We start from the raw sequence: 22,224 nt of genomic DNA, 5'->3' as shown, positions 1-22,224 counted from the left end.
GAGCTACCGCGGCTCCCCGCCCGACATCCCGTTCGCCCACATGACGCCCAGCACCACGCCCTTGCAGCGCGGCAGCAGGGCCAGCGTCAGCGCCAGCGTCAGCGCCGGCCAGATGGCGAAGTGCACCCAGGCCTCGGGGTGGTAGGCCTGCTCCACCGACAGCAGCAGCGGCACCACGATGTGGCCGACGATCAGGATGGTCATCCACGGCGGCGCGTCGTCGGCGCGCATGTGGCCGTAGCGCTCGCCGCACGCCGTGCAGTGGTCGACCGGCTTCAGGTAGCGGTGCAGCAGCCGGCCGCGGCCGCAGGCGGGACAGGTCTGCATCAGGCCGCGCAGAACGGCGGACAGTTTGGAGCGCTTCTCGACGGGGATGCTCGTCATCTCGGGCCTTGTCGGTGGGGGCGGCGATGATATGGGGCGTCACGCACCGTCCGACACCGGACGCGGGCGCACGGCCTCTATGCGCCTGAGGATGTTCTCCAGCCGCATCTGCAGCTCGTGCGCGCACAGCGCGTAGGACCCGGCCCGCGCCTCGCCGGCGACGTCGGCCAGCGCCATCTCAAGCTCCTGGATGCGGGCGTCGCGGGGATCATCCTGTATTGAGGCCGGCATGCTGGGTCCATTCTTCGGCTGAGAGGCGCGCGCCGCCGGTTGACGGCGCGCGCGGGGCCGGCTACGGCATGCATCGGAACATCGTACGTCCGAGAAAACCCGACAAGAGGGACCGACACATGAAGATCTCGCGCGCCCTGCCGATGGCCGCCCTGGCGGTCCTGCTGGCCACTCCCGCCTTCGCCCAGAGCAAGACGGTGGCGATCACCGCCATCGTCGAGCACCCGGCGCTCGACGCCACCCGCGACGGCGTCGTCGCGGCGCTGAAGGAGGCGGGGTTCACGCCGGGCCAGAACCTGAAGGTCGACTACCAGTCGGCGCAGGGCAACCCGGCCACGGCGGCGCAGATCGCCCGCCAGTTCGTCGGGCAGAAGCCGGACGTCATCGTGCCGATCTCCACCCCCTCGGCGCAGGCCGTGGCGGCGGCGACGCGCGACGTTCCGGTCGTCTTCACCGCGGTCACCGACCCGGTCGGCGCGCAGCTGGTCAAGAGCATGGGCAAGCCCGGCGGCAACATCACCGGCCTGTCGGACATGGCGCCGGTGGGCGCGCACGTCGACCTGATCAAGGAGATCGTGCCGACCGCCAAGCGCCTGGGCGTCGTCTACAATCCGGGCGAGCCGAACTCGGTCACCATGGTCAAGGCGCTGAAGGACGAGGCGGGCAAGAAGGGGCTGAGCGTCGTCGAGGCGGCGGCCAACAAGTCGGCCGACGTGCAGACCGCGGCGCGCAGCCTGGTCGGCAAGGCGGACGCGATCTACGTGCCGCTCGACAACACGGTGGTCTCGGCGCTGGAAGCGCTGACCGCGGTGGGCGCGCAGGCGAAGCTGCCGGTCTTCTCGGCCGACACCGACAGCGTGGCGCGCGGCACGGTGGCGAGCATCGGCTTCGACTACTTCCAGGTCGGCAAGCAGACCGGCGCCGTGGTGGCCCGCGTGCTGAAGGGCGAGAAGCCGGGCGACATCCCGGTGGATCTGGCCAAGGGCACCGACCTGTTCGTCAACCCGAAGGCGGCGGCGGCGATGGGCGTCACCATTCCGGACGCGGTCGCCAAGCGGGCGACGAAGACGGTCGGGCAGTAAGCAACGTTTGCCCCCTCCCTGACCCTCCCCCGCTTCGCGGTGGAGGGGATGGCGGCGGAGCCTCCTCTCCCGCGAAGCGGGGGAGGGACGGGGAGGGGGCCCTGGGATTTGGATTTGATGACGGAAATCGCCTTCTTCGGCGCGGTCGAGATCGGGCTGGTCTACGCGCTGGTGGCGCTCGGGGTGTTCCTGTCGTTCCGGGTGCTGGACTTCCCGGACCTGACGGTGGACGGCAGCTTTCCCCTGGGCGCCGCGGTCGCCGCGACGCTGATCGTCGCCGGGGCCAACCCGTGGCTCGCCAGCCTCGCCGCCGTGGCGGCGGGGGCGGCGGCCGGGCTGGTGACGGCGCTGCTCAACGTGCGCTTCCGCATCCTGCACCTGCTGGCCTCGATCCTCACCATGATCGCGCTGTTCTCGGTGAACCTGCGCGTCATGGGCAAGCCGAACGTCGCCATCCTGATGCAGGACACGGTGCTGACGCCGTTCTACGGCCTGGGCCTGCCGGAGCACGTGGTGCGGCCGCTGTTCGTCGCCGTGGTGGTGCTGGCGGTGGTGGCGCTGCTGGCGCGCTTCCTGGCCAGCGAGTTTGGGCTGGCGATGCGCGCCACCGGCGTCAACGCGCGGATGGCGCGGGCGCAGGGGGTGGAGACCGACACCCACCTGTATTTCGGCATCGCGCTGTCGAACGGGCTGGTCGGGCTGGCCGGGGCGCTGTTCGCGCAGACCAATGGCTTCGCCGACGTGACCACCGGCATCGGCACCATCGTCGTCGGCCTGGCCGCGGTGATCGTCGGCGAGACGGTGCTGCCGCTGCGGGGCATGGCCGGGGCGCTGATCGCCTGCGTGGTGGGCTCGATCCTCTACCGGCTGGCGGTGCAGTTCGCGCTGTCGGCCGACGCGATCGGGCTGCAGGCCTCCGACCTCAACCTGGTGACGGCGGTGCTGGTGGCGGTGGCGCTGATCCTGCCGCGGATGAAGGTGCGCGCCGCGTCGGCGCCGAAGGTGGCGAAATGATCGAGGTGAAGGACCTGCACGTCGTCTTCGGCCGCGGCACGCCGCTGGAGAAGCACGCCCTGCGCGGCGTCGATCTGACGATCCCCGAGGGGCAGTTCGTCACCGTCATCGGCTCCAACGGCGCCGGCAAGTCGACGCTGCTGGGCGCGCTGGCCGGCGACGTGATCGCCGAGAGCGGCGCGGTCGCCATCGACGGCCTGGACGTCACCCGCTGGCCGACGCCGAAGCGCGCCGGCTACGTCGCCCGCGTCTTCCAGGACCCGATGGCCGGCAGCTGCGCCGCGCTGACCATCGAGGAGAACATGGCGCTGGCCGCGGCGCGCGGGGCGCGGCGCGGGTTCGGCCTGGCGCTGGGGCACCGCCGGCGGGACGTGTTCCGCGAGCGCATCGCCGAGCTGGGCCTGGGGCTGGAGAACCGGCTGCACGACCGCATGGGCCTGCTGTCCGGCGGGCAGCGGCAGGCGGTCAGCCTGCTGATGGCGACGCTGGCGGGCTGCAAGATCCTGCTGCTCGACGAGCACACCGCGGCGCTCGACCCCGGCACGGCGGAGTTCGTGCTGGCGCTGACCCGGCGCATCGTCGAGTCGAAGAACCTCACCGCGCTGATGGTGACGCACTCGATGCAGCAGGCGCTCGACTACGGCGACCGCACGGTGATGCTGCACGAGGGGAAGATCGTGCTGGACGTGGCGGGGGAAGAGCGCGCCGGGCTCGACGTGCCGCACCTGCTGGCGCTGTTCGCCCGGCAGCGCGGCGGCGTGGACATCAGCGACGATTCGTTGCTGATCGGCTGAGCCGGCCGCGGGTCTGCGGCGTTCTCTCCCTCAGACCCTCTCGCGCATTGCGTTGCAATGCGCTGCCGGGGAGGAGGTGCCGATGACGATCCGTGCGATCACGACCCTGGCCCTGCTGGCCCTGACCGCCTGCGCCAGCCCGGAGGCCGAGCTGGCCAAGCAGGCGCCGCAAACCTTGGTCGGCATGCCGAAAGGCGCGCTGCTGTCCTGCGCCGGGGTGCCGCAGCGCAGCGCCACCGGGCCGGACGGCACCGAGTACCTGACCTACGGCCGGCAGCAGACCAACGTCCACCGCGACCTCGATTGGGAGGCGGATGGCTGGATTCCCGGCCTGTGGCGGCCGGAGGTCTCCACCTGGACCACCAACTACAGCTGCGAGGCGACCTTCGCGGTTCGGCAGGGGAAGGTGGCGGAGCTGCGCTACAACGCCGACCGCGACATCCAGCTGTGCTACCAGCTGATCGGCGGCTGCCTGGGACCGGCGCGGTAGGGTCACGCCTTGCGGATCAGGAACGACATGGAATCGGCGCTGTGGAAGATCGGCGCACCGCACGCGCAGCGCATCGCTACGTAGTCGTACTGCGACCCGCCGCAACTGGCGCAGTACAAGGGCAGCCGCGTGCGCTTGTACAGCTCGACCGACGCGATGGAGCGGTACAGCGTGTGGACCTCGTCGACCGTGAAGAAGTCCGGCGACGCCAGTTGGGCGGCGACGCGGTCGGTGAGCCGCGCGTCGGTCGCCCGCAGGTGCTGGAGGGCGAGCAGCACGTGCAGGCAGGTCGCCGGCGGGGCCGGGTACCCGGCGCAGGTCTGCTGGTAATAGGGGTGCTCGGGGTGGGAGGTGTGGATGTCCTCCAGGATGTACAGCCCGCCGGAGCGCAGGTGCGGCAGCGTTTCCGCCAAGCACAGCGCCTGATGCTGCGGGACGTGGCTGCCGTCCTCGATCACCAGGTCGAAGGCGACGCCCGCGTCCTCCAACGCCAGCCGGACCTGGGCGCGGTCGCTCTGGTCGAGTCGGACGTAACGGATTCCCTCCTCCCGCGGCCACGTGTCCAACGGCTCCAGGATGTCGGCGCCGATGATGGCGGCGCCGGGGAACTCGTCGCGCAGCCAGCGGAGCGAATCGCCGCGGAAGATCCCGTACTCCAGGATGTTGCGCACCGGGCCCAACGTCTGGAACGCCTGCCGGTAGGTGTCGATGTACTGGTGCCAGAAGTGCTTGTCGGATTTGGTCCAGTCCGGTGCGCTCACTGCGGCCCCCCGTCGCCCTGCACGCCCATCAGCCAGCGGCGGGCGTCGTCGCGGCCGTCGAAGTAGCGGACCGCCATGGCGTCGCGGTCGATCCGCTGCGCCACCGTCTCCACCGCCACCTTGTTGAAGTAATAGACCGGCTGCACCAGCGCGACGTGGCGCACCCCGGCCTCGATGGCGCGGGGGATCCAGTTGGCGTTCAGCCACTCCTGGTCCTCGGCGCCGATCAGCTTGAAGGCGGTGATGTCGCCGAGAAGCTTCGGTGCGCCGTGCCCGATGATGGCCGCCAGCACGCGCTCGTTGGCCTCGCGGAACTGCGGGCTGGTGAAGTAGCCGCGCCATTCCATGACGACGCAGGGAACGAAGCCGTCGTAGCTGACGGCGCAGACCGGTTCGCTCATTCCCGTATCCCGATGCGGAACGGGAGGGCCGGAGCCCTCCCGTCTTGCCTCACTGCATGACGATGCGCGGCGCCTGCCGGGTGGCGCCGCCGCCGACCTTCTCCCACACCGCGCGGGCGATGGCGCGGTAGACCTTGGCGTGCGCCGAATCGGGCTGCGAGACGACGATCGGCTGGCCCTGGTCGGAGGTCTCGCGGATCGCGATGTCCAGCGGGACCTCGCCCAGGAAGTCGGTGCCCAGCGCCTCGGCCTCCTTGCGCGCCCCGCCGTGGCTGAAGATGTCGGTGCGGTGGCCGCAGTTCGGGCAGCAGAAGTAGCTCATGTTCTCGATGATGCCGAGCACCGGCACGTCCACCTTGCGGAACATGTTCAGGCCCTTGCGGGCGTCGAGCAGCGCGATGTCCTGCGGCGTCGAGACGATCACCGCGCCGGCCAGCGGCACCTGCTGCGCCATGGTCAGCTGGGCGTCGCCGGTGCCCGGCGGCATGTCCACCACCAGCACGTCCAGCTCGCCCCAGTTGACGTCGCCCAGCATCTGCTGGAGCGCGCTCATCACCATCGGGCCGCGCCAGATCATCGGCGTGTCCTCCGGCACCAGGAAGCCCATGGACATCACCTTGATGCCGTAGTTCTCCATCGGCTCCAGCGTCTGGCCGTCGTGGGTGACCGGGCGGCCCTGGATGTTCAGCATGCGCGGCATGGAGGGGCCGTAGATGTCGGCGTCCAGCAGGCCGACCTTCTGCCCGTTGGCGGCCAGCGCCAGCGCGAGGTTGACCGACGTGGTGGACTTGCCCACGCCGCCCTTGCCGGAGGCGACGGCGACGATGGCCTTCACGCCCGGCACCAGCTTCTTCTGCTGCTGCCCCTGGCCATGGGCATGCCCGTGGCCGCCATGGGCGTGGCCGTGGCCCTGCTGCTGCGCGGGGGCGCTCGGCGCGCCGGCCGGGCGGTGGGCGGTGAGCACGGCCGTCACCGAGGTGACGCCCGGCAGAGCCTCGACCGCCTTCTCGGCGGCGTGGCGGACGGGCTCGGCCTGTGCGCCGCGCTTGGGGTCGACCTCGATGGAGAACGCCACGTTGCTGTCGCGGACCACGAGGCCGGACAGCATGTTCAGCGTGACGATGTCCTTCCCCTGTTCGGGATCGATGACGGTCTTCAGCGCTGCAATAACTTGCGCCTCGGTGACCTGCGCCATGGTTGAAAACTCCGGTTCTTTCCCGATATCTGCGGATGACCGCCGGTTCAGGTGTGCCAAGCGGGAGGGCGCACTATAGAACTGGCCGGCAATAATGGTAAAGCGACCGGAAACACCGGCAACGAGACGCGAGGGGGATCACAGGTATGCCGTGGAGCAATCAAGGCGGGGGGCAAGGCGGGGGCGGCGGTGGCGGCCCCTGGGGGCCACCCCCCGGCAGCGGCGGTAACGGTGGTGGCGGGCCCAGCCCGTGGGGACGTCCGCCCGGCGGTGGCGGCGGGGGTGGCGGCGGCGGGCCGCAGCCTCCCGATCTTGAGGACCTGCTGCGCCGCAGCCAGGACCGGCTGCGGCGCGTGGTGCCCGGCGGCTTCGGCACCGGGCGCGGCCTGGCGCTGGTGCTCGGCGGCCTGCTGGTGCTGTGGGGGCTGACCGGCATCTACCGCGTCCAGCCGGACGAGCAGGGCGTGGTGCTGCGCTTCGGCGAATGGGTGCGCACCGAGCAGCCCGGCCTGCGCTACCACATGCCCGCGCCCATCGAGTCGGTGCTGCTGCCCAAGGTGACGCGCATCAACCGCATCGAGATCGGCTTCCGCTCGGCCACCGAGGGGCGCCGCAACGAGCGCGACGTCTCCGATGAATCGCTGATGCTGACCGGCGACGAGAACATCATCGACATCGACTACACGGTGTTCTGGGTGATCAAGGACGCCGGCCAGTACCTCTTCAAGATCCGCGACCCCGAGGGCACGGTGAAGAAGGCGGCCGAGAGCGCCATGCGCGAGGTCATCGGCCGCACCGAGCTGCAGCCGGCGCTGACCGAGGCGCGCGCGCAGATCGAGGCGGCCACCAAGCAGCTCCTCCAGGCCATGCTGGACGAGTTCGAATCGGGCATCACCATCACCCAGGTGCAGCTGCAGAAGGCCGACCCGCCGGCGCCGGTCATCGACGCCTTCAACGACGTCCAGCGCGCCCGCGCCGACCGCGAGCGCCTGCGCAACGAGGCGGAGGCCTACCGCAACGACGTCATCCCGCGCGCCCGCGGCGAGGCCGAGCGGCTGATCCAGGAGGCGTCGGCCTACCGCGAGCAGGTCATCAACCTGGCCCGCGGCGATGCCGAGCGCTTCACCAAGATCTACCAGGCCTACAGCCAGTCGAAGGAAGTGCTCGCCAAGCGCATGTACCTCGAGACCATGGAGCAGATCCTGAGCGGCGCCCACAAGGTGATCATCGAGGGCAACGCCGGGGGCGGCCAGGGCGTGGTGCCCTACCTGCCGCTCGACAAGCTCCAGCCCCCCGTGGCTTCCCCCGCGCCGGCCAAGGCCGGCCAGCAGCGCCAGTGAGGTGACGCCATGAACCGAACCCTCATGATCGCCGGCGTGGCGCTGGTGGCCCTGGTCATCCTGGCCTCGGCCTCGCTGTTCACCGTCACCCAGGCGCAGCAGGCGCTGGTCGTCCAGCTGGGCGCCATCAAGCGGGTGATCCAGGAACCGGGCCTGAAGATGAAGATCCCCTTCATCGAGGACGTGGTCTACATCGACCGCCGCGTGCTCGACCTCGACCCGCCGGTCGAGCAGGTGATCCTCGCCGACCAGAAGCGCCTGGACGTCGACGCCTTCGCCCGCTACCGCATCATCGATCCGGTCCGCTACTTCCAGTCGCTGCGCACCGAGCAGGCGGCCAGCGCCCAGATGGGCAGCGTCGTCAACTCGGCGATGCGGCGCGTGCTGGGCAGCGTGACGCTGCTGGCGGTGCTGTCGGAGGAGCGCGCGCGGGTGATGAACGAGATCCGCGACCAGGTGAACGCCGAGGCCAAGAGCCGCGGCATCGAGATCGTCGATGTCCGCATCCGCCGCGCCGACCTGCCCGAGGAGACCAGCCAGGCGATCTTCGCCCGCATGCGCTCGGAACGCGAGCGCGAGGCGGCCGAGGCGCGCGCCCAGGGCCAGGAGCAGTCGCAGCAGATCAAGGCGCGCGCCGAGCGCGAGCGCACGGTCATCCTGGCGGAAGCCCAGCGCGACGCGCAGATCCAGCGCGGCGAGGGCGACAACCAGGCGCTGAAGACCATCGCCGACGCCACCTCGTCGGACCCGCAGTTCTACGCGTTCTACCGCTCGCTGGAGGCGTACCGGAAGTCGCTGAACAAGGACGACACCACCCTGGTGCTGTCGCCGACGAGCGAGTTCTTCCGCTACTTCAACGAGTCCGCTCCGGGCGCCGCGCCGGCGCGGCAGGCGGCGCAGTAAGGGCATCGCTTGCCCCCACCCCGCTCCTTAGAGTGCATTTTACCCCTCCCCTGCAAAGCGGGGGAGGGGTAAGGGGTGGGGGCACGTGTTCCCCGAATCGAAGATCATCCATGGACGACCTCCTCACCGCCCTTGCCCTGCTCCTGGTGATCGAGGGCTCGCTGTACGCGCTGTTCCCCACGGGCATGCGCCGCATGATCGAACAGGCGCTCGCCGTGCCCGAGACGCAGATGCGCGCCGCCGGTCTGGCCGCCGCGGTGCTCGGCGTCGGCCTCGTGTGGCTGATTCGCGCAGCCTGAGCGTTGCGAATCGCCTTTTTTCCACCATACTCGTCTTCATACACTCGCGACCGGACTTTTGGCGGACGTCCGCGTGCCTGCTTGCAGGGCTTTCGCGCACGGATTACATCCGGCAGTCAGGACGCGTGTGAACCGCCGCCCGCGAAGGCGCGGACGTTCGTGGCAGGGAGATCACCCCAGTGAATCGAGACAACGACAACATCTTCACGCCGGCTCCGCGCCGCGGCCTGATCGGCCGGCTGGCCGCGCTGCCGATGGCCCTGGCCCTGGCCGGAGCGTTGAGCTTCACGGCGGTCAGCGGCCCCGCGGCGGCGCAGGCCCGCCCGGGTGGCCCGGCCAACGGCTTCGCCGACCTGGCGGAGAAGCTCCTGCCCGCCGTCGTCAACATCTCCACCACCCAGGCCGCCCCGCAGCGGGCCGAGCGCCCGGGCCGTCCCGGCGCCCCCGGCGGCCAGGACCGTCCGGAAGGCTCGCGGCCGGAGATCCCGCAGTTCCCGCCGGGCTCGCCCTTCGAGGAGTTCTTCAAGGACTTCTTCGACCGCCACGGCGGCGACCGGCCCGACGCGCCGCAGCGCAAGGCCACGTCGCTCGGCTCCGGCTTCGTGATCGACGCCAAGAACGGCTACGTCGTCACCAACAACCACGTGGTGCAGGACGCCGACGAGATCACCGTCATCCTGCAGGACGACACCAACATCAAGGCCGAGCTGGTCGGCCGCGACAGCAAGACCGACATCGCGCTCCTGAAGATCAAGACGCAGCACCCGCTGGTCGCGGTGCCGTTCGGCGACAGCGACGTCATGCGCGTCGGCGACTGGGTGGTGGCCATCGGCAACCCGTTCGGCCTGGGCGGCACGGTGACCGCCGGCATCGTCTCGGCCCGCCAGCGCGACATCAACGCCGGCCCGTACGACGACTTCCTGCAGACCGACGCCGCCATCAACCGCGGCAACTCGGGCGGCCCGATGTTCAATCTGGGCGGCGAGGTGATCGGCATCAACACGGCGATCTTCTCGCCGTCGGGCGGTTCGGTCGGCATCGGCTTCGCCATTCCGTCGAACATCGCCAAGACGGTCGTCGCCCAGCTCAAGGAGTTCGGCCGCACCAAGCGCGGCTGGCTCGGCGTGCGCATCCAGGGCGTCACGCCGGAGATCGCCGAGAGCCTCGGCCTGCCGGCGCCGAAGGGCGCGCTGGTCGCCTCGGTGACGCCGAACGGCCCGGCCGCCAAGGCCGGCGTCCAGGCCGGCGACGTGGTCACCAAGTTCGACGGCAAGGACATCAACGAGATGCGCCGCCTGCCGCGCGTCGTCGCCGAGACCGCCATCGACAAGTCGGTGCCGGTCGAGGTGTGGCGCAAGGGCAAGGCGCAGACCATGCAGGTCAAGGTCGGCGAGCTGGAGGCGGCCGAGGAGTCCGGCCTGCTCGCCAACGCGCCGGAGGAGCCCGAGAAGCCGAAGGGCAACGCCCCGAAGCCGACCGAGGCGCTGGGCCTGAAGCTGACCGGCATCACGCCGGAGCTGCGCCAGCAGTTCGAGCTGAAGGCGGACCAGAAGGGCGTCGTGGTCACCGAGGTGGCGAACGGCACCCCGGCGGCGGAGAAGGGCGTGCGCCCCGGCGACGTCATCATCGAGGTCGGCCAGGAGGAGGTGAAGGCTCCGGGCGACGTCGCCGCCAAGGTCCAGAAGGCGCGCGAACAGGGCAAGAAGTCGATCCTGCTGCTGATCGAGCGCCAGGGCGACCTGCGCTTCGTGGCCCTGCCGCTGGGGCAGGGGTAGGCATTTTTGCGGGGGTTAAGGCACCGGCGGGCGACCGCCGGTGCCTTTCTTTTTGGGGAAACCTGGTGTGACCGATGCCCTGCACGAGGCCCGCGCCCTGCTCGCCGCGGGGCGCTTCGACGCGGCGTTGAAGCGGCTGGCCGACGTGCCCGGCGCCGACGTGCTGCTGGGCGCCGCCCACGCCGCCCGGCGTGAGCCGGCGCGCGCCTTCGCGCATCTGCGCCGCGCTCTCGCGGAACATCCCAGCGACCCGGAAGCGCTCTTCCACCTCGGTCGCGCCCATCTGGCGGCGAGCGACGCGCACCGCGCCGTCGGCGTGCTGGAGAGCGTGGCGGCGCTGGCGCCGGAGCTGCCGGGCCTGACCGACACGCTGGCCGGCGCCTACCGGCGCGACGCCCGCTACGCCGACGCACTGCGCGTCGCCGCAAAGGAGCCCGATCCCAGCATCGACCTGCTGTACGAGGTCGGCCTCTGCCACAACGCGCTGGGCAACGCCGCGCCGGCGCTCGCCGCCTTCGACGCGCTGCTGGCGCGCGACGCCGAGCACGCGGCGGCGTGGCTCGGCAGCCACGCACCGGCGCTGCACCTGCACGGCCCCGACGAAGCGCTAAGGCGGGTGGAGCGGGCGGTGACGCAGCGCGGCGCCAACGGCAAGTACTGGGCCCTGCTCGCCGTCTACCGCCGGCTGCTCGGCGACGAGGCCGGGGCGCGGGCGCTCCACGCCTCGCATGTCGCCGGCCAGCCGCGCCGCCGGGCGCTGTGGGACTCGGTGGACGCCGTCGCGCCGTTCCTCAGCACCGACGTGCGGCTGTTCGCGCTGAGCGGCCTGCTGCTGGAGCACGCGGTGGCGCGGGCGGCGGTGCCCGGCCTGGTGCTGGAATTCGGCGTGCGCCGCGGCACCTCCATCGACCGCATCGCCGCCGTGGCGGGGCAGGCGGTGCACGGCTTCGATTCGTTCGAGGGGCTGCCGGAGGCCTGGGGCGCCGAGCCGCGCGGCGTGCTGTCCGCCGGGGGGCAGCTGCCCGCGGTGCGGCCGAACGTGACGCTGCACGCCGGCTGGTTCGAGGACACGCTGCCCGCGTTCCTGGCCGCCCATCCGGGCGACGTGCGGCTGGTCAACGTGGACAGCGACATCTACTCGTCGGCGAAGACGGTGCTGACCGCGCTGGCGGACCGCATCCGTCCAGGCAGCGTGCTGGTCTTCGACGAGTTCGTCGGCAACCGCACCTGGCGCGACGACGAGTACAAGGCGTTCCAGGAGTTCGCGCAGGCGACCGGCGCGCGCTGGGAGGTGTTCGCGCTGAGCCCGTTCACCAAGCAGGTCGCGGTGCGGATCCTCTGACTACTGCTTGATCGGCGTCTTCCCGTCCAGCGCGTCGGCCAGCGCCAGCGTCTGCAGGGCGAGGCTGCGCAGGTGGTTGGCCTCCACCGGGATGGCCAGCTGTGCGGCGCCGAACATCAGGATCAGCGCGCCCTTGCCGTCCGGCGACTGGCCGAAGGCCATGCCGGTCACCTCAGTGGGCGGCACGTCGGTGCGGATCTCCGGCTCGCCGGCCATCCCGAGCTGGCGCAGGCGGTTGTGCGCGACCAGGGCGTAGTTGAGGAAGGTCGAGGTGATGCCGGACAGGTGCTCGGGCAGCACCGCGGTGCGCAGTTGCGTGCCGTCGCTCAGCACCAGCGTGAACTCCACCTGCCGCTGGTCGTCCGACATTGCCGGATCGACCATGTCGATGACGTGGGGAGCCTTGCTCATCGCAGCCGTTCCTTATTTTGCCTCGGCGATCTCGCCGGCCCGGTAGCCCTGGGCGTACAGCAGCGCCGTGAGGTCGCCGTGATCGACGCGCGCGCGCGCCTCGGCCGCCACCGCCGGCTTGGCATGGTAGGCGACGCCGAGGCCGGCGGCCAGCAGCATCGGCAGGTCGTTGGCGCCGTCGCCGACCGCCAGCGTCTCGGCCACCGGGATGCGGTGCGCCCCGGCGTACTCCATCAGCGAGTCGAGCTTGCTCGTCTTGTCGAGGATCGGCTCCAGCGCGCGGCCGGTGAGGACGCCGTCTGCCACCTCCAGCTCGTTGCCGCGGTCCTCGTCGAAGCCGACCCAGTCGCGCACCCGCCGGGTGAAGCAGCGGAAGCCGCCGGACACCAGCACGCACACCGCCCCGTTGGCGCGCATGGTGGCGACCAGCGCCGCGGCGCCCGGCATCAGCTCGGCGCGCGCCCACACCTCGTCCAGCACGCGCTCCGACAGGCCCTTGAGGAGCGCCACGCGCTCGTGCACCGCGCCCTTGAAGTCGATCTCGCCATTCATGGCGCGCGCGGTGATGCCGGCGATGTGCTCCTTCAGGCCGACGTAGTCGCCGAGCTCGTCCAGCATCTCCTGCTGGATGATCGTCGATTCCATGTCGGCGATCAGCAGGCGCTTGCGGCGCGTGGCGCGCGGCTGGGCGATAACGTCCACCGGCAGCCCGCCCAGCGCGTGGCGCGCCGCGGCCTCCGCCTGCTCGGGCGCCAGCCCCTCGAAGGCGAAGTCGCAGGCGGCCCCCGGCGCCAGCCAGTCGGGCTTCGACACCTCGGCCCCCAGCCCCGTCAGGGCGGAGCGCACCGCCTGCGCCGCGTCGGCGTCGAGGACGGAGGTCGTGGGGTTGGCGATCAGCGTGACGACGGCTTGCATGGGGCACCGGTGCGGTTGGAGGGCGCGGGCGCTCCGTAGCACAGAGCGGGGGCGGCGAGAAACGGTCTTGGTGCCGGCGCGCCGGTTTCGTAGGGTGGGCCATGGACAGCACCCTGGTCATCGTCATCGGCGGCCCGACCGCGTCCGGCAAGTCCGGCCTCGCCGTCGACATCGCCGAGGCGTTCGGCGGCACCGTCATCAACGCCGACAGCATGCAGCTCTACCGCGAGCTGGACGTGCTCGCCGCCCGCCCCGGCGCCGAGGATCTGGCGCGCGCGCCGCACCGGCTGTACGGCGTGCTGCCCGGCTCCGAGCGCGGCTCGGCGGCGCGCTGGCGCGACATGGCGCTGGCCGAGATCGCGGACGCCCGCGCCGCTGGGCGGTTGCCGGTGGTGGTCGGCGGCACCGGGCTGTACCTGCGCGCGCTGATGGAGGGGCTGAGCACCGTCCCGCCGGTCCCGGAGGCGATCCGCCACGCGGCGCACGCGCGGCTGAAGGCGCTGGGCGGCGAGGCGTTCCGCGCCGAGCTGGTGGCGCGCGACCCGGCCATGGCGCGGCTCAACCCCGGCGACACCACGCGGCTGACCCGCGCCTGGGAGGTGCTGGAGGCGACCGGCCGGCCGCTGTCCGCCTGGCAGGCGGAGCACGCCGAGGGGCCGCCGCCGGGCCTGCGATTCCAGGTCTACGTCATCGACCCGCCGCGCGCCGACCTCTACGCCCGCTGCGACGCGCGCTTCGCCTGGATGCTGGAGCGCGGCGCGCTGGAGGAGGTGCGGGAACTCGACGCGCTGGGCCTGGACCCGGCCCTGCCGGTGATGAAGGCGCTGGGCGTGCCGGAACTGCGCGCGCACCTGCACGGGGACCTGTCGCTGGAGGCGGCGGCCGCCAAGGCGCAGCAGTCGACGCGGCACTATGCCAAGCGGCAGTTGACGTGGTTCCGCCATCAACTCCTGGACAAACGCGCGCAGGGCTGCCATGCCGTTCCTATGATCTATACGGCGGCGTCTCGGGATGCCATTCTCGGACCGCTTGAAACGACCTTGCGCGATTGAGTCTCTGGAGGACGGAAAGTGACTGTCGATTGGGGCCATGTGTTTGCCGGGCGCGTCTCCGGCATGAGCGCGTCCGAGATCCGCGAGCTGCTGAAGCTGCTGAACCGGCCGGAGATCATCTCCTTCGCCGGCGGAATCCCCGATCCCGACTTCTTCCCGTCTTCCGCCATCGCGCACGCCTACCAGAAGGTGTTCCAGTCCAACGCCGGCGCCGGCAGCGCGCTGCAGTACACCATCTCCGAGGGGCACACGCCGCTGCGCGAGTGGATCTGCACTTACATGGGCAAGCACGGCGTCCAGGCCGGGCTGGACGAGGTGCTGGTGACCAGCGGCTCGCAGCAGGCGCTGGACTTCATCGGCAAGCTGCTGATCGGCCCGGGCGACCTCGTGGTGGTGACCGCGCCGACCTACCTGGGTGCGCTGCAGGCCTTCTCGCCCTACGAGCCGCGCTACATCTCCGTCCCCATGGACGAAGAGGGGCCGGAGCTGGCGGCGCTGGAGGCGGCGCTGGCCGAGAAGCCGAAGTTCTTCTACCTCGTCCCCGACTTCCAGAACCCGAACGGCACCACCGTGTCGCTGGCCCGGCGCGAGGCGCTGCTGGACCTGTGTGAAAAGCACGGCGTGCCGGTGGTCGAGGACGCCGCCTACACCGAGTTGCGCTACGACGGCGAGCCGCTGCCGCCGCTGGTCGGGCTCGACGCGGCGCGCCACGGCGGGAAGCCGACCAACGTGATCTACTGCGGCTCCTTCTCGAAGACCATGGTGCCGGCGATGCGCGTCGGCTGGGTCCTCGCCACCGCCGAGGTGGTCAACCGGCTGGTGCTGATGAAGCAGGCGGCGGACCTGCACGCCAGCACCATCAACCAGATCATCCTGCACGACGTGGTCAGCCAGATCTTCGACAGCCACGTCAAGACGCTGCGCAGCCACTACAAGGAGCGCCGCGACGCCATGCTCGCCGCGCTGGCGGAATACGCCCCGCCCGGCGTCACCTGGACCAAGCCGCAGGGCGGCATGTTCGTCTGGCTGGAACTGCCGGAGCACGTCGACGGCACGCAGCTGCTGGAGCGGGCGATCAAGGAGGCCAACGTGGCGTTCGTGCCGGGCTCGGCGTTCTTCGCCGACCGTTCGGGCAAGAACACGATCCGCATGAGCTTCTCCGCCACCTCGCCCGAGCGCATCCGCGAAGGCGTGCGGCGGATCTGCGAGCTGCTGAAGCGGGTGTGATTCCGATAGGCCGTCGTGCCCGGGCTTGTCCCGGGCATCCGCGCGCTTGAGCGCTTCCGAAGGTTCGGGTGCGTGGATGGCCGGGCCTGGGCCCGGCCGTGACGGGGCGGTGCAGGCGCGGAGCGCTTACGTCTTCGCCGCGTCGAACGCCGCGCGGTCGTCGCGCACGATGTGGGTGATCAGCCGGTCCAGCATCCACACCTCGACGGTGCCCGCCAGGTCGGTCGGGCAGTCCTTCACGATGTCCTGGTGGATGGCGCGCGCCTCGCGGAGGATCTGCGCGTGCAGCCGGCGGTGCTCCGCGAGCAGCGGGCTGCCGAGCCGCTCCAGCTCCGCCTCCTCCGTCTCGAAGTGGCGGAGCGCCTCCCTTTCCAGCGCGGCAAAGCTCTCGCCGAGCACCTTCAGCACCGCATCGCCGCGGTGCTCGCGCACGGCCTGCCGGACGAGGTTGGCCAGTTCCAGCAGCTGGCGGTGCTGGGCGTCGATCACGCCCCGGTCGATCTCGTAGGCCGGAGACCATGCATAGGTCGTCGACATGGCCGTATCCTTCCCGAACATCCCTTCGCCCGGCCGGGAGCACGGCTGGCCGCGCCCATGATGGGAAGCGCGGCGCCGCCGCGTCAAGGCGGGCGCGGGTCGCGCATGCCGAGGGAGGGCGCCACGCGCCGGCCACGGGGCCTCAAGCCGCATGCCTGCCATGCGGGTGCGCGCAATATTCGGAAAAGCTGCGGCAAAAAAGCTTTATGAAACTTCGCAAAATGGGTTGACCTTCGGCACCGGTTTTGTCTAGCTTGCCGCTCCCGGTTGCGGTGCGGGAGGGGTAACCCTTTGTTTTTGCCTGGAAGGGCAGGGCGCCGCGGCGGGGAACGAGCGAACGACGCCCCGTCCGGGGGCGCCAGCAAAAAGGTCGAACCATGCCCGAACAGAAGCTGACCGGCGCGCAGATCGTCATCAAGGCCCTGAAGGACCAGGGCGTCGATATCATCTTCGGCTATCCCGGCGGCGCCGTACTTCCCATCTACGACGCGCTGTTCCAGCAGAACGACCTCAAGCACATCCTCGTACGCCACGAGCAGGCCGCCGTGCACGCGGCCGAGGGCTACGCCCGCTCGACCGGCAAGGTGGGCTGCGTGCTGGTGACCTCGGGACCCGGCGCCACCAACGCGGTGACCGGCCTGCTGGACGCGCTGTGCGACTCGATTCCGATCGTGTGCCTGTCCGGCCAGGTGCCGACGCACCTGATCGGCAACGACGCCTTCCAGGAGGCCGACACGACCGGCATCACCCGGCCGTGCACCAAGCACAACTACCTGGTCAAGGACGTCAACAAGCTGGCCCGCACGCTGCACGAGGCCTTCTACGTGGCGCGCACCGGCCGTCCCGGCCCGGTGGTGGTCGACCTGCCGAAGGACGTGCAGTTCGCCGAGGGCACCTACGTGCCGCCGACCGAGGTGAAGCACAAGACCTACCGCCCGCAGGTGAAGCCGGAGCTGAGCCGCGTCGAGGAGGCCATCGAGCTGATCGCCTCGGCCAAGCGCCCGATCCTCTACACCGGCGGCGGCGTGGTGAACTCCGGCCCGATGGCGGCCAAGCTGCTGACGCAGTTCGCCAGGATGACCGGCATCCCGGTGACCTCCACCCTGATGGGCCTGGGCGCCTTCGCGGCGTCGGAGCCGCAGTGGCTGGGCATGCTGGGCATGCACGGCACCTACGAGGCCAACCTGGCCATGCACGGGTGCGACGTGATGATCAACATCGGCGCCCGCTTCGACGACCGCGTGACCGGCAAGCTGTCGGAGTTCGCGCCGGGCTCGAAGAAGATCCACGTCGACATCGACCCCAGCTCGATCAACAAGAACGTCGCGGTGGACATCCCCATCGTCGGCGACTGCGCCCACGTGCTGGAGGACATGATCCGGCTGTGGAAGGCCAGGCAGAAGCAGCTCGACAAGGCGGCGCTGAAGGCGTGGTGGGCGCAGATCGACGCGTGGCGCGGCCGCAACTGCCTGAACTACCACCGCACCGAAGCCGTCATCAAGCCGCAGTACGCGCTGGAGCGGCTGCGCGAGGCGCTGAAGGGCAAGGACCACTACATCACCACGGAAGTCGGCCAGCACCAGATGTGGGCCGCGCAGTTCCTGCCCTTCGACCAGCCGAACCGCTGGCTGACCTCGGGCGGCCTGGGCACCATGGGCTACGGCCTGCCGGCGGCCATCGGTGCCCAGCTGGCGCACCCCGGCGCCATCGTGGTGGACGTGTCGGGCGAGGCCTCGTTCCTGATGAACATGCAGGAGATCGGCACCGCAGTGCAGTACCGCGCGCCGGTCAAGATCTTCATCCTGAACAACAAGTACATGGGCATGGTGCGCCAGTGGCAGGAGCTGCTGCACGGCTCGCGCTACTCGGAGAGCTACTCGGAGGCGCTGCCCGACTTCGTCAAGCTGGCGGAGGCCTGGGGCTGCGTCGGCCTGCGCGCCGAGACGGTGGCGGACGTCGACCGGGTGATCGAGCAGATGCTGGCGGTCACCGACCGGCCGGTGATCGTCGATATCATCGTCGATCCGAAGGAGAACTGCTTCCCGATGATCCCGGGCGGCAAGGCGCACAACGAAATCCTGCTTGGCCCGGAGGACAGCCCGTCCCAGGCCACGCCGGAGGACGGCATGGTGCTGGTGTAAGCAAGAACCACTGAGCTTGGCGGAGTTCCGGGTCATGGAAGAGAAGATCGAGAAGCACACCATCGCCGTGCTGGTGGACAACGAGCCGGGCGTCCTCGCCCGCGTCATCGGCCTGTTCTCGGGCCGCGGCTACAACATCGAAAGCCTGACGGTGGCCGAGGTGGACAACACCGGCCACACCTCGCGCATCACGCTGGTCACCTCGGGCACGCGGATGATCGTCGAGCAGATCAAGGCGCAGCTCGACCGGCTCGTGCCGGTGCACAAGGTGCGCGACCTCACCGACGACGGCCCGCGCGTCGAGCGCGAGCTGGCGCTGGTCAAGGTCGCCGGCACCGGCGACAAGCGCATCGAGGCGCTGCGCCTGGCCGACATCTACAAGGCCAACGTGGTGGACGCGACGCTGTCGTCGTTCATCTTCGAGCTGACCGGCACCACCGACCATGTCGAGGAGTTCATCGCGCTGATGAGCCAGCTCGGCATGGTCGAGACCAGCCGGACCGGCGTGCTCGCCATGTCCAAGGGCCCGGCCGGCTTCTGACGGACGGAACTTTTCCACCGCCGGCGGCGGAGTCGCTTGACGCGGCGCCGCCGCCGGTGGAGTAATCCGCCCGCAGTTGCGGGCAACACCAACATTTGTGAGACCAAGGAATCATCCCATGCGCGTCTACTACGATCGTGATGCCGACGTGAACCTGATCAAGGGCAAGAAGGTCGTCATCGTCGGCTACGGCAGCCAGGGCCACGCCCACGCCAACAATCTGCGCGACAGCGGCGTCAAGGACGTCCGCGTGGCGCTGCGTGCGGGCTCGGCCACCGCCAAGAAGGCGGAAGGCGCCGGCTTCACGGTCATGACCCCGGCCGAGGCCGCGGCGTGGGCCGACGTGGTGATGATCCTCACCCCCGACGAGCTGCAGGCCGACCTGTACCGCGACGACCTCGCCAAGAACATGAAGCAGGGCGCCTCGATGGTGTTCGCGCACGGCCTGAACGTGCACTTCAACCTGATCGAGCCGCGCGCCGACCTCGACGTGTTCATGATCGCCCCGAAGGGCCCGGGCCACACCGTGCGCGGCGAGTACCAGCGCGGCGGCGGCGTGCCCTGCCTGGTGGCGGTGCACCAGAACGCCACCGGCAACGCGCTGGACATCGCGCTGTCCTACGCCTCGGCCATCGGCGGCGGCCGCGCCGGCATCATCGAGACCACCTTCAAGGAAGAGTGCGAGACCGACCTGTTCGGCGAGCAGGCCGTGCTCTGCGGCGGCCTGACCGAGCTGATCAAGGCCGGCTACGAGACGCTGACCGAGGCCGGCTACGCCCCGGAGATGGCCTACTTCGAGTGCCTGCACGAGGTGAAGCTGATCGTCGACCTGATGTACGAGGGCGGCATGGCCAACATGCGCTACTCGATCTCCAACACCGCCGAGTACGGCGACTACAAGACCGGCCCGCGCATCATCACCGCCGAGACCAAGGCCGAGATGAAGCGCGTCCTGGACGATATCCAGTCCGGCCGCTTCGTGCGCGACTGGATGCTGGAGTGCAAGGCCGGCCAGCCGAGCTTCAAGGCCATCCGCCGCCGCAACGCCGAGCACTCTATCGAGCAGGTCGGCGAGAAGCTGCGCGCCATGATGCCCTGGATCGCGGAGCGCCGTCTGGTCGACAAGGCCAAGAACTGAGCCTTTCGGATTTCCGGAACGGAAAGCGCGCCCTTCGGGGCGCGCTTTTTGTTTGCGGGCGCCGAGCGCGGTCCGCATCCTGGCATGCGCAGGCACCTTCCCAACGGATCCGAGCCTGTCTCTTTCGCCATCCCCGCGAAAGCCGGGATGACGGGAGTAGGGACGTTCAGGCCATCAGAGAAGCGCCCCAACTGAAACAGGGAGGCCGTGATGCTGGTGGCCGTCCGCCGCCTCGCCGAGACCGACGCCGAAGCGTGGCGCGCCCTGCGCCTGGAAGGACTGGAACGGCACCCGCCGGCGTTTGGGGCGGACCGTGAGAAGGAGGCGGCGGAGCCGCTGACGTTCTTCTCCGAACGCATCGCCCGAACCGCTGTGTGGGGCGCGTTCGTCGATGACGCGCTGGTCGGAACGGTCGGCTTCTATGTCCTGCCGAACCGAAAGGAATCCCACAAGGGCATGCTGTGGGGCATGTATGTCCGGGAGTCCGCCCGCGGGCAGGGCGTTGCGCAGGCCCTGATCGAAGCCCTGCTCCACCACGCGGACCGCGTGGTGGAGGTTGTCCAGCTGGTCGTCGGCTGCGACAACCACAGCGCCCGCCGCCTCTACGAGCGCATGGGCTTCCACGTCTATGGCCTGGAACGCCGCGCCCTCAAGATCGAAGACCGCTATTACGACGAGGAACTGCGCGCCCGGTATCAAGCCAGAGACTAACGGCAGCCGGGCGGCGTCGCGGCCATGACGAAATCCGCGATGCCGCCGCCGAGCCCCGGCGCAAGCGCGCGGTGCGGGTCGCTGTAGGTTGCGAAATTGCTCGCCCGGTCCGCCGGAGCCTCTTTCAGAACATGATTCATCCCAGGCAGAACCAACAGCTTGGTGCCGGGCTTTGCCGCGGTGAGCAACTGGGCGTCAGCCAGCGAAATCTGAAGGTCTGTGGTGCCTTGAACGACCAGCGTCGGAACGCGCAGCTTCGCGAACTCGGCGGCGGGGTCAAGCGCAAGCCACGAAGCAAGATAGGGCTGCACGCTGGGGCGGAGCAGGGCGTGCAGGGCCGGCGGCGGGTTCGCAACGCGCTGCCCAGCTTCGACAGCCGACAGCACGCGATCCGCTTCCTTCCGCAGCGCTTTCTCCACACCGGCCTCGGCGAGCTGGCGGCGGATCGTCTGGCCAGCAGGCTCTCCTGCGCCTGCGACGCTGACCAGGGATGCAACGTCGGGCAGTTCCTGCGCGGCCCTGACCGCCACAAGGGCCCCCTCGCTGTGTCCAAGGACGCTCACCCGCGCGATGCCGGGCTGGCTGGCCATCCACATCGCCCAGGCGCGGGCATCCGACACGTAGGTTTCGAAGCGCAGATCGCTCTCATCCAGAGTCGGAACGCGGCTCATTCCAACGCCGCGCTTGTCCACCCTGAGCGCCGCGATGCCCCTGGCGGTTAAACCTGCGGCCAGCAGCTTCAGGCTGTCGTTCCGAAGCATGACGCCGTCGGGTAGCACGCTGTTGCCGTCCCGATCCGTGCTGCCAGAGCCCGCAAGGATCAGCACGCCCGGGGCGCAATGCTCCCCGTCAGGCCGCGAGAGCGTGCCATGGAGCGTAGCTGGGCCGAGGGACAACGCTGCTGGCGATTCCATCATCGTGCGCGCCGGCCATGTCAGGATCAAAGGAAGCAGAGCAAAAGCCGCGATCCAACGCCACCAGCCAGTCATCGCGGTCTCACCAGGGGCAGCGAAGAGCAACCTTCTGTATGGCGCAGCCCTTATGACGACGCCAGCGCTTCCGCCTCGCGCACGTTCGTTCCGGCGCGGGGGCCTACTTCCCGTTTCCGTTTACCACGCTCAGCTTCGGCAGCTTTTCCGCAATCCCGTACAGGCTCTCCCTCCGCCGCAGCTCGGCGAAGATGTCGTCGGGGTGGATGTCCAGCGAGGCCCAGAGCACGGCGATGTTGTAGAGCAGGTCGGCGCTCTCGTTGATCACGCCCTCGCGGTCCTCTGCCATGGCGTCCAGCGCCACCTCGACCGCCTCCTCACCGACCTTCTTGGCGATCTTCTTCGGGCCGGCGGCGAACAGCTTGGCGGTGCGCGAATCCGAGGGTTCGCGGCCCTTGCGCTCGCGGACGGCGTCGTACAGGCGACGGAGGTCGTTGGACATATCGTGCGGTCTTCTCCGGAAATTTCCTTTGTTTCAAATTAACCTTTCCGGGCAGCACTTTCCATCACCCAACCGACCAGGGTCGGGCGTTGTCACAATCAAAGGGATT

General features: G+C 70.0%; 24 protein-coding genes and 1 pseudogene. 15 read left to right on the top strand and 10 right to left on the bottom strand.

Annotated features, from left to right (window positions below; genetic code table 11):
• Window positions 1-3: 3 nt before the first annotated feature.
• Together ACRWK7_RS19825 and ACRWK7_RS19820 are read right to left on the bottom strand one after the other, a co-directional pair.
• On the bottom strand, window positions 4-384 hold the full coding sequence (locus tag ACRWK7_RS19825; RefSeq protein WP_431858008.1) for a DUF983 domain-containing protein: 381 nt from the start codon (window positions 382-384) through the stop codon (window positions 4-6).
• Between the two features lie 39 nt (window positions 385-423).
• Window positions 424-615 carry a hypothetical protein gene (locus ACRWK7_RS19820; protein ID WP_431858007.1) on the bottom strand — a complete coding sequence of 64 codons (192 nt, stop codon included), beginning with the start codon at window positions 613-615 and terminating at the stop codon, window positions 424-426.
• A 119-nt stretch (window positions 616-734) separates the two neighbouring features.
• Between ACRWK7_RS19820 and ACRWK7_RS19815 the strand changes: the two genes are divergently transcribed.
• From ACRWK7_RS19815 to ACRWK7_RS19800, 4 genes are all read left to right on the top strand, one after another.
• On the top strand, window positions 735-1,697 hold the full coding sequence (locus ACRWK7_RS19815; RefSeq protein WP_431858006.1) for an ABC transporter substrate-binding protein: 963 nt from the start codon (window positions 735-737) through the stop codon (window positions 1,695-1,697).
• Between the two features lie 117 nt (window positions 1,698-1,814).
• Window positions 1,815-2,711, top strand: a complete 897-nt coding sequence (locus ACRWK7_RS19810; RefSeq protein WP_431858005.1) for an ABC transporter permease — start codon at window positions 1,815-1,817, stop codon at window positions 2,709-2,711.
• On the top strand, window positions 2,708-3,505 hold the full coding sequence (locus ACRWK7_RS19805; RefSeq protein ID WP_431858004.1) for an ABC transporter ATP-binding protein: 798 nt from the start codon (window positions 2,708-2,710) through the stop codon (window positions 3,503-3,505). The genes ACRWK7_RS19810 and ACRWK7_RS19805 overlap by 4 nt, the downstream gene beginning before the upstream one ends.
• Window positions 3,506-3,587: 82 nt before the next feature.
• Window positions 3,588-3,995, top strand: a complete 408-nt coding sequence (locus ACRWK7_RS19800; RefSeq protein WP_431858003.1) for a hypothetical protein — start codon at window positions 3,588-3,590, stop codon at window positions 3,993-3,995.
• A gap of 2 nt (window positions 3,996-3,997) precedes the next feature.
• Here the strand turns inward: ACRWK7_RS19800 and ACRWK7_RS19795 are convergent, their stop codons facing one another.
• From ACRWK7_RS19795 to apbC, 3 genes are read right to left on the bottom strand one after another with little or no spacing between them, the layout of a single operon-like run.
• Window positions 3,998-4,756, bottom strand: coding sequence for a hypothetical protein (locus ACRWK7_RS19795; protein WP_431858002.1), 759 nt, complete (start codon window positions 4,754-4,756; stop codon window positions 3,998-4,000).
• The gene (locus tag ACRWK7_RS19790) at window positions 4,753-5,157 is read right to left on the bottom strand and encodes an STAS/SEC14 domain-containing protein (RefSeq protein WP_431858001.1); all 405 of its coding nucleotides are present in this window, start codon (window positions 5,155-5,157) and stop codon (window positions 4,753-4,755) included. Before ACRWK7_RS19790 ends, ACRWK7_RS19795 begins: the two co-directional genes overlap by 4 nt.
• A 49-nt stretch (window positions 5,158-5,206) precedes the next feature.
• The gene (gene apbC, locus ACRWK7_RS19785) at window positions 5,207-6,352 is read right to left on the bottom strand and encodes an iron-sulfur cluster carrier protein ApbC (protein WP_431858000.1); all 1,146 of its coding nucleotides are present in this window, start codon (window positions 6,350-6,352) and stop codon (window positions 5,207-5,209) included.
• Window positions 6,353-6,498: 146 nt separating this feature from the next.
• Between apbC and hflK the strand changes: the two genes are divergently transcribed.
• The 5 genes from hflK to ACRWK7_RS19760 all read left to right on the top strand — a co-directional run bounded on the left by hflK (window position 6,499) and on the right by ACRWK7_RS19760 (window position 12,011).
• Window positions 6,499-7,692, top strand: coding sequence for an FtsH protease activity modulator HflK (gene hflK, locus ACRWK7_RS19780; RefSeq protein ID WP_431857999.1), 1,194 nt, complete (start codon window positions 6,499-6,501; stop codon window positions 7,690-7,692).
• Between the two features lie 9 nt (window positions 7,693-7,701).
• Window positions 7,702-8,595 (top strand): protease modulator HflC, encoded by an 894-nt coding sequence (gene hflC, locus ACRWK7_RS19775; protein ID WP_431857998.1) that lies wholly within the window; start codon window positions 7,702-7,704, stop codon window positions 8,593-8,595.
• Between the two features lie 110 nt (window positions 8,596-8,705).
• Window positions 8,706-8,894 (top strand): DUF2065 family protein, encoded by a 189-nt coding sequence (locus ACRWK7_RS19770; RefSeq protein WP_431857997.1) that lies wholly within the window; start codon window positions 8,706-8,708, stop codon window positions 8,892-8,894.
• 254 nt (window positions 8,895-9,148) lie between these two features.
• The gene (locus ACRWK7_RS19765) at window positions 9,149-10,669 is read left to right on the top strand and encodes a DegQ family serine endoprotease (protein ID WP_431858017.1); all 1,521 of its coding nucleotides are present in this window, start codon (window positions 9,149-9,151) and stop codon (window positions 10,667-10,669) included.
• Between the two features lie 67 nt (window positions 10,670-10,736).
• Window positions 10,737-12,011 carry a TylF/MycF/NovP-related O-methyltransferase gene (locus ACRWK7_RS19760; protein WP_431857996.1) on the top strand — a complete coding sequence of 425 codons (1,275 nt, stop codon included), beginning with the start codon at window positions 10,737-10,739 and terminating at the stop codon, window positions 12,009-12,011.
• On the opposite strand, the gene ACRWK7_RS19755 is transcribed toward ACRWK7_RS19760, so the two are convergent.
• On the bottom strand, window positions 12,012-12,422 hold the full coding sequence (locus tag ACRWK7_RS19755) for a hypothetical protein (protein ID WP_431857995.1): 411 nt from the start codon (window positions 12,420-12,422) through the stop codon (window positions 12,012-12,014).
• 12 nt (window positions 12,423-12,434) lie between these two features.
• A complete protein-coding gene (serB, locus tag ACRWK7_RS19750) occupies window positions 12,435-13,337 on the bottom strand; it encodes a phosphoserine phosphatase SerB (RefSeq protein ID WP_431857994.1) in 903 nt (300 codons plus the stop codon).
• 101 nt (window positions 13,338-13,438) lie between these two features.
• On the opposite strand from serB, the gene miaA reads away from it, so the two are divergent.
• Both miaA and ACRWK7_RS19740 read left to right on the top strand, forming a co-directional pair.
• A complete protein-coding gene (gene miaA, locus ACRWK7_RS19745; protein ID WP_431857993.1) occupies window positions 13,439-14,389 on the top strand; it encodes a tRNA (adenosine(37)-N6)-dimethylallyltransferase MiaA in 951 nt (316 codons plus the stop codon).
• 18 nt (window positions 14,390-14,407) lie between these two features.
• Window positions 14,408-15,616, top strand: coding sequence for a PLP-dependent aminotransferase family protein (locus ACRWK7_RS19740; protein ID WP_431857992.1), 1,209 nt, complete (start codon window positions 14,408-14,410; stop codon window positions 15,614-15,616).
• 126 nt (window positions 15,617-15,742) lie between these two features.
• Here the strand turns inward: ACRWK7_RS19740 and ACRWK7_RS19735 are convergent, their stop codons facing one another.
• A complete protein-coding gene (locus ACRWK7_RS19735; RefSeq protein WP_431857991.1) occupies window positions 15,743-16,153 on the bottom strand; it encodes a bacteriohemerythrin in 411 nt (136 codons plus the stop codon).
• Window positions 16,154-16,530: 377 nt separating this feature from the next.
• On the opposite strand from ACRWK7_RS19735, the gene ACRWK7_RS19730 reads away from it, so the two are divergent.
• The 4 genes from ACRWK7_RS19730 to ACRWK7_RS19715 all read left to right on the top strand — a co-directional run bounded on the left by ACRWK7_RS19730 (window position 16,531) and on the right by ACRWK7_RS19715 (window position 20,684).
• Window positions 16,531-18,294 carry an acetolactate synthase 3 large subunit gene (locus ACRWK7_RS19730; RefSeq protein ID WP_431857990.1) on the top strand — a complete coding sequence of 588 codons (1,764 nt, stop codon included), beginning with the start codon at window positions 16,531-16,533 and terminating at the stop codon, window positions 18,292-18,294.
• Between the two features lie 34 nt (window positions 18,295-18,328).
• Window positions 18,329-18,835, top strand: coding sequence for an acetolactate synthase small subunit (gene ilvN, locus ACRWK7_RS19725; protein ID WP_431857989.1), 507 nt, complete (start codon window positions 18,329-18,331; stop codon window positions 18,833-18,835).
• Window positions 18,836-18,953: 118 nt separating this feature from the next.
• Window positions 18,954-19,973, top strand: coding sequence for a ketol-acid reductoisomerase (gene ilvC, locus ACRWK7_RS19720; RefSeq protein WP_431857988.1), 1,020 nt, complete (start codon window positions 18,954-18,956; stop codon window positions 19,971-19,973).
• Between the two features lie 210 nt (window positions 19,974-20,183).
• Window positions 20,184-20,684, top strand: coding sequence for a GNAT family N-acetyltransferase (locus ACRWK7_RS19715; protein ID WP_431857987.1), 501 nt, complete (start codon window positions 20,184-20,186; stop codon window positions 20,682-20,684).
• Here ACRWK7_RS19715 and ACRWK7_RS19710 read toward each other — a convergent pair.
• A pseudogene (locus ACRWK7_RS19710) lies at window positions 20,681-21,742 on the bottom strand (alpha/beta hydrolase); the annotation flags it as partial. The gene ACRWK7_RS19715 and the pseudogene ACRWK7_RS19710 sit on opposite strands and share 4 nt — an antisense overlap.
• Window positions 21,743-21,776: 34 nt before the next feature.
• The gene (gene hisE / locus ACRWK7_RS19705; protein ID WP_431857986.1) at window positions 21,777-22,115 is read right to left on the bottom strand and encodes a phosphoribosyl-ATP diphosphatase; all 339 of its coding nucleotides are present in this window, start codon (window positions 22,113-22,115) and stop codon (window positions 21,777-21,779) included.
• Window positions 22,116-22,224 lie beyond the last annotated feature (109 nt).

Source organism: Azospirillum sp. (genome assembly GCF_050789165.1).
This window is presented reverse-complemented; position numbering and strand designations above follow the sequence as displayed.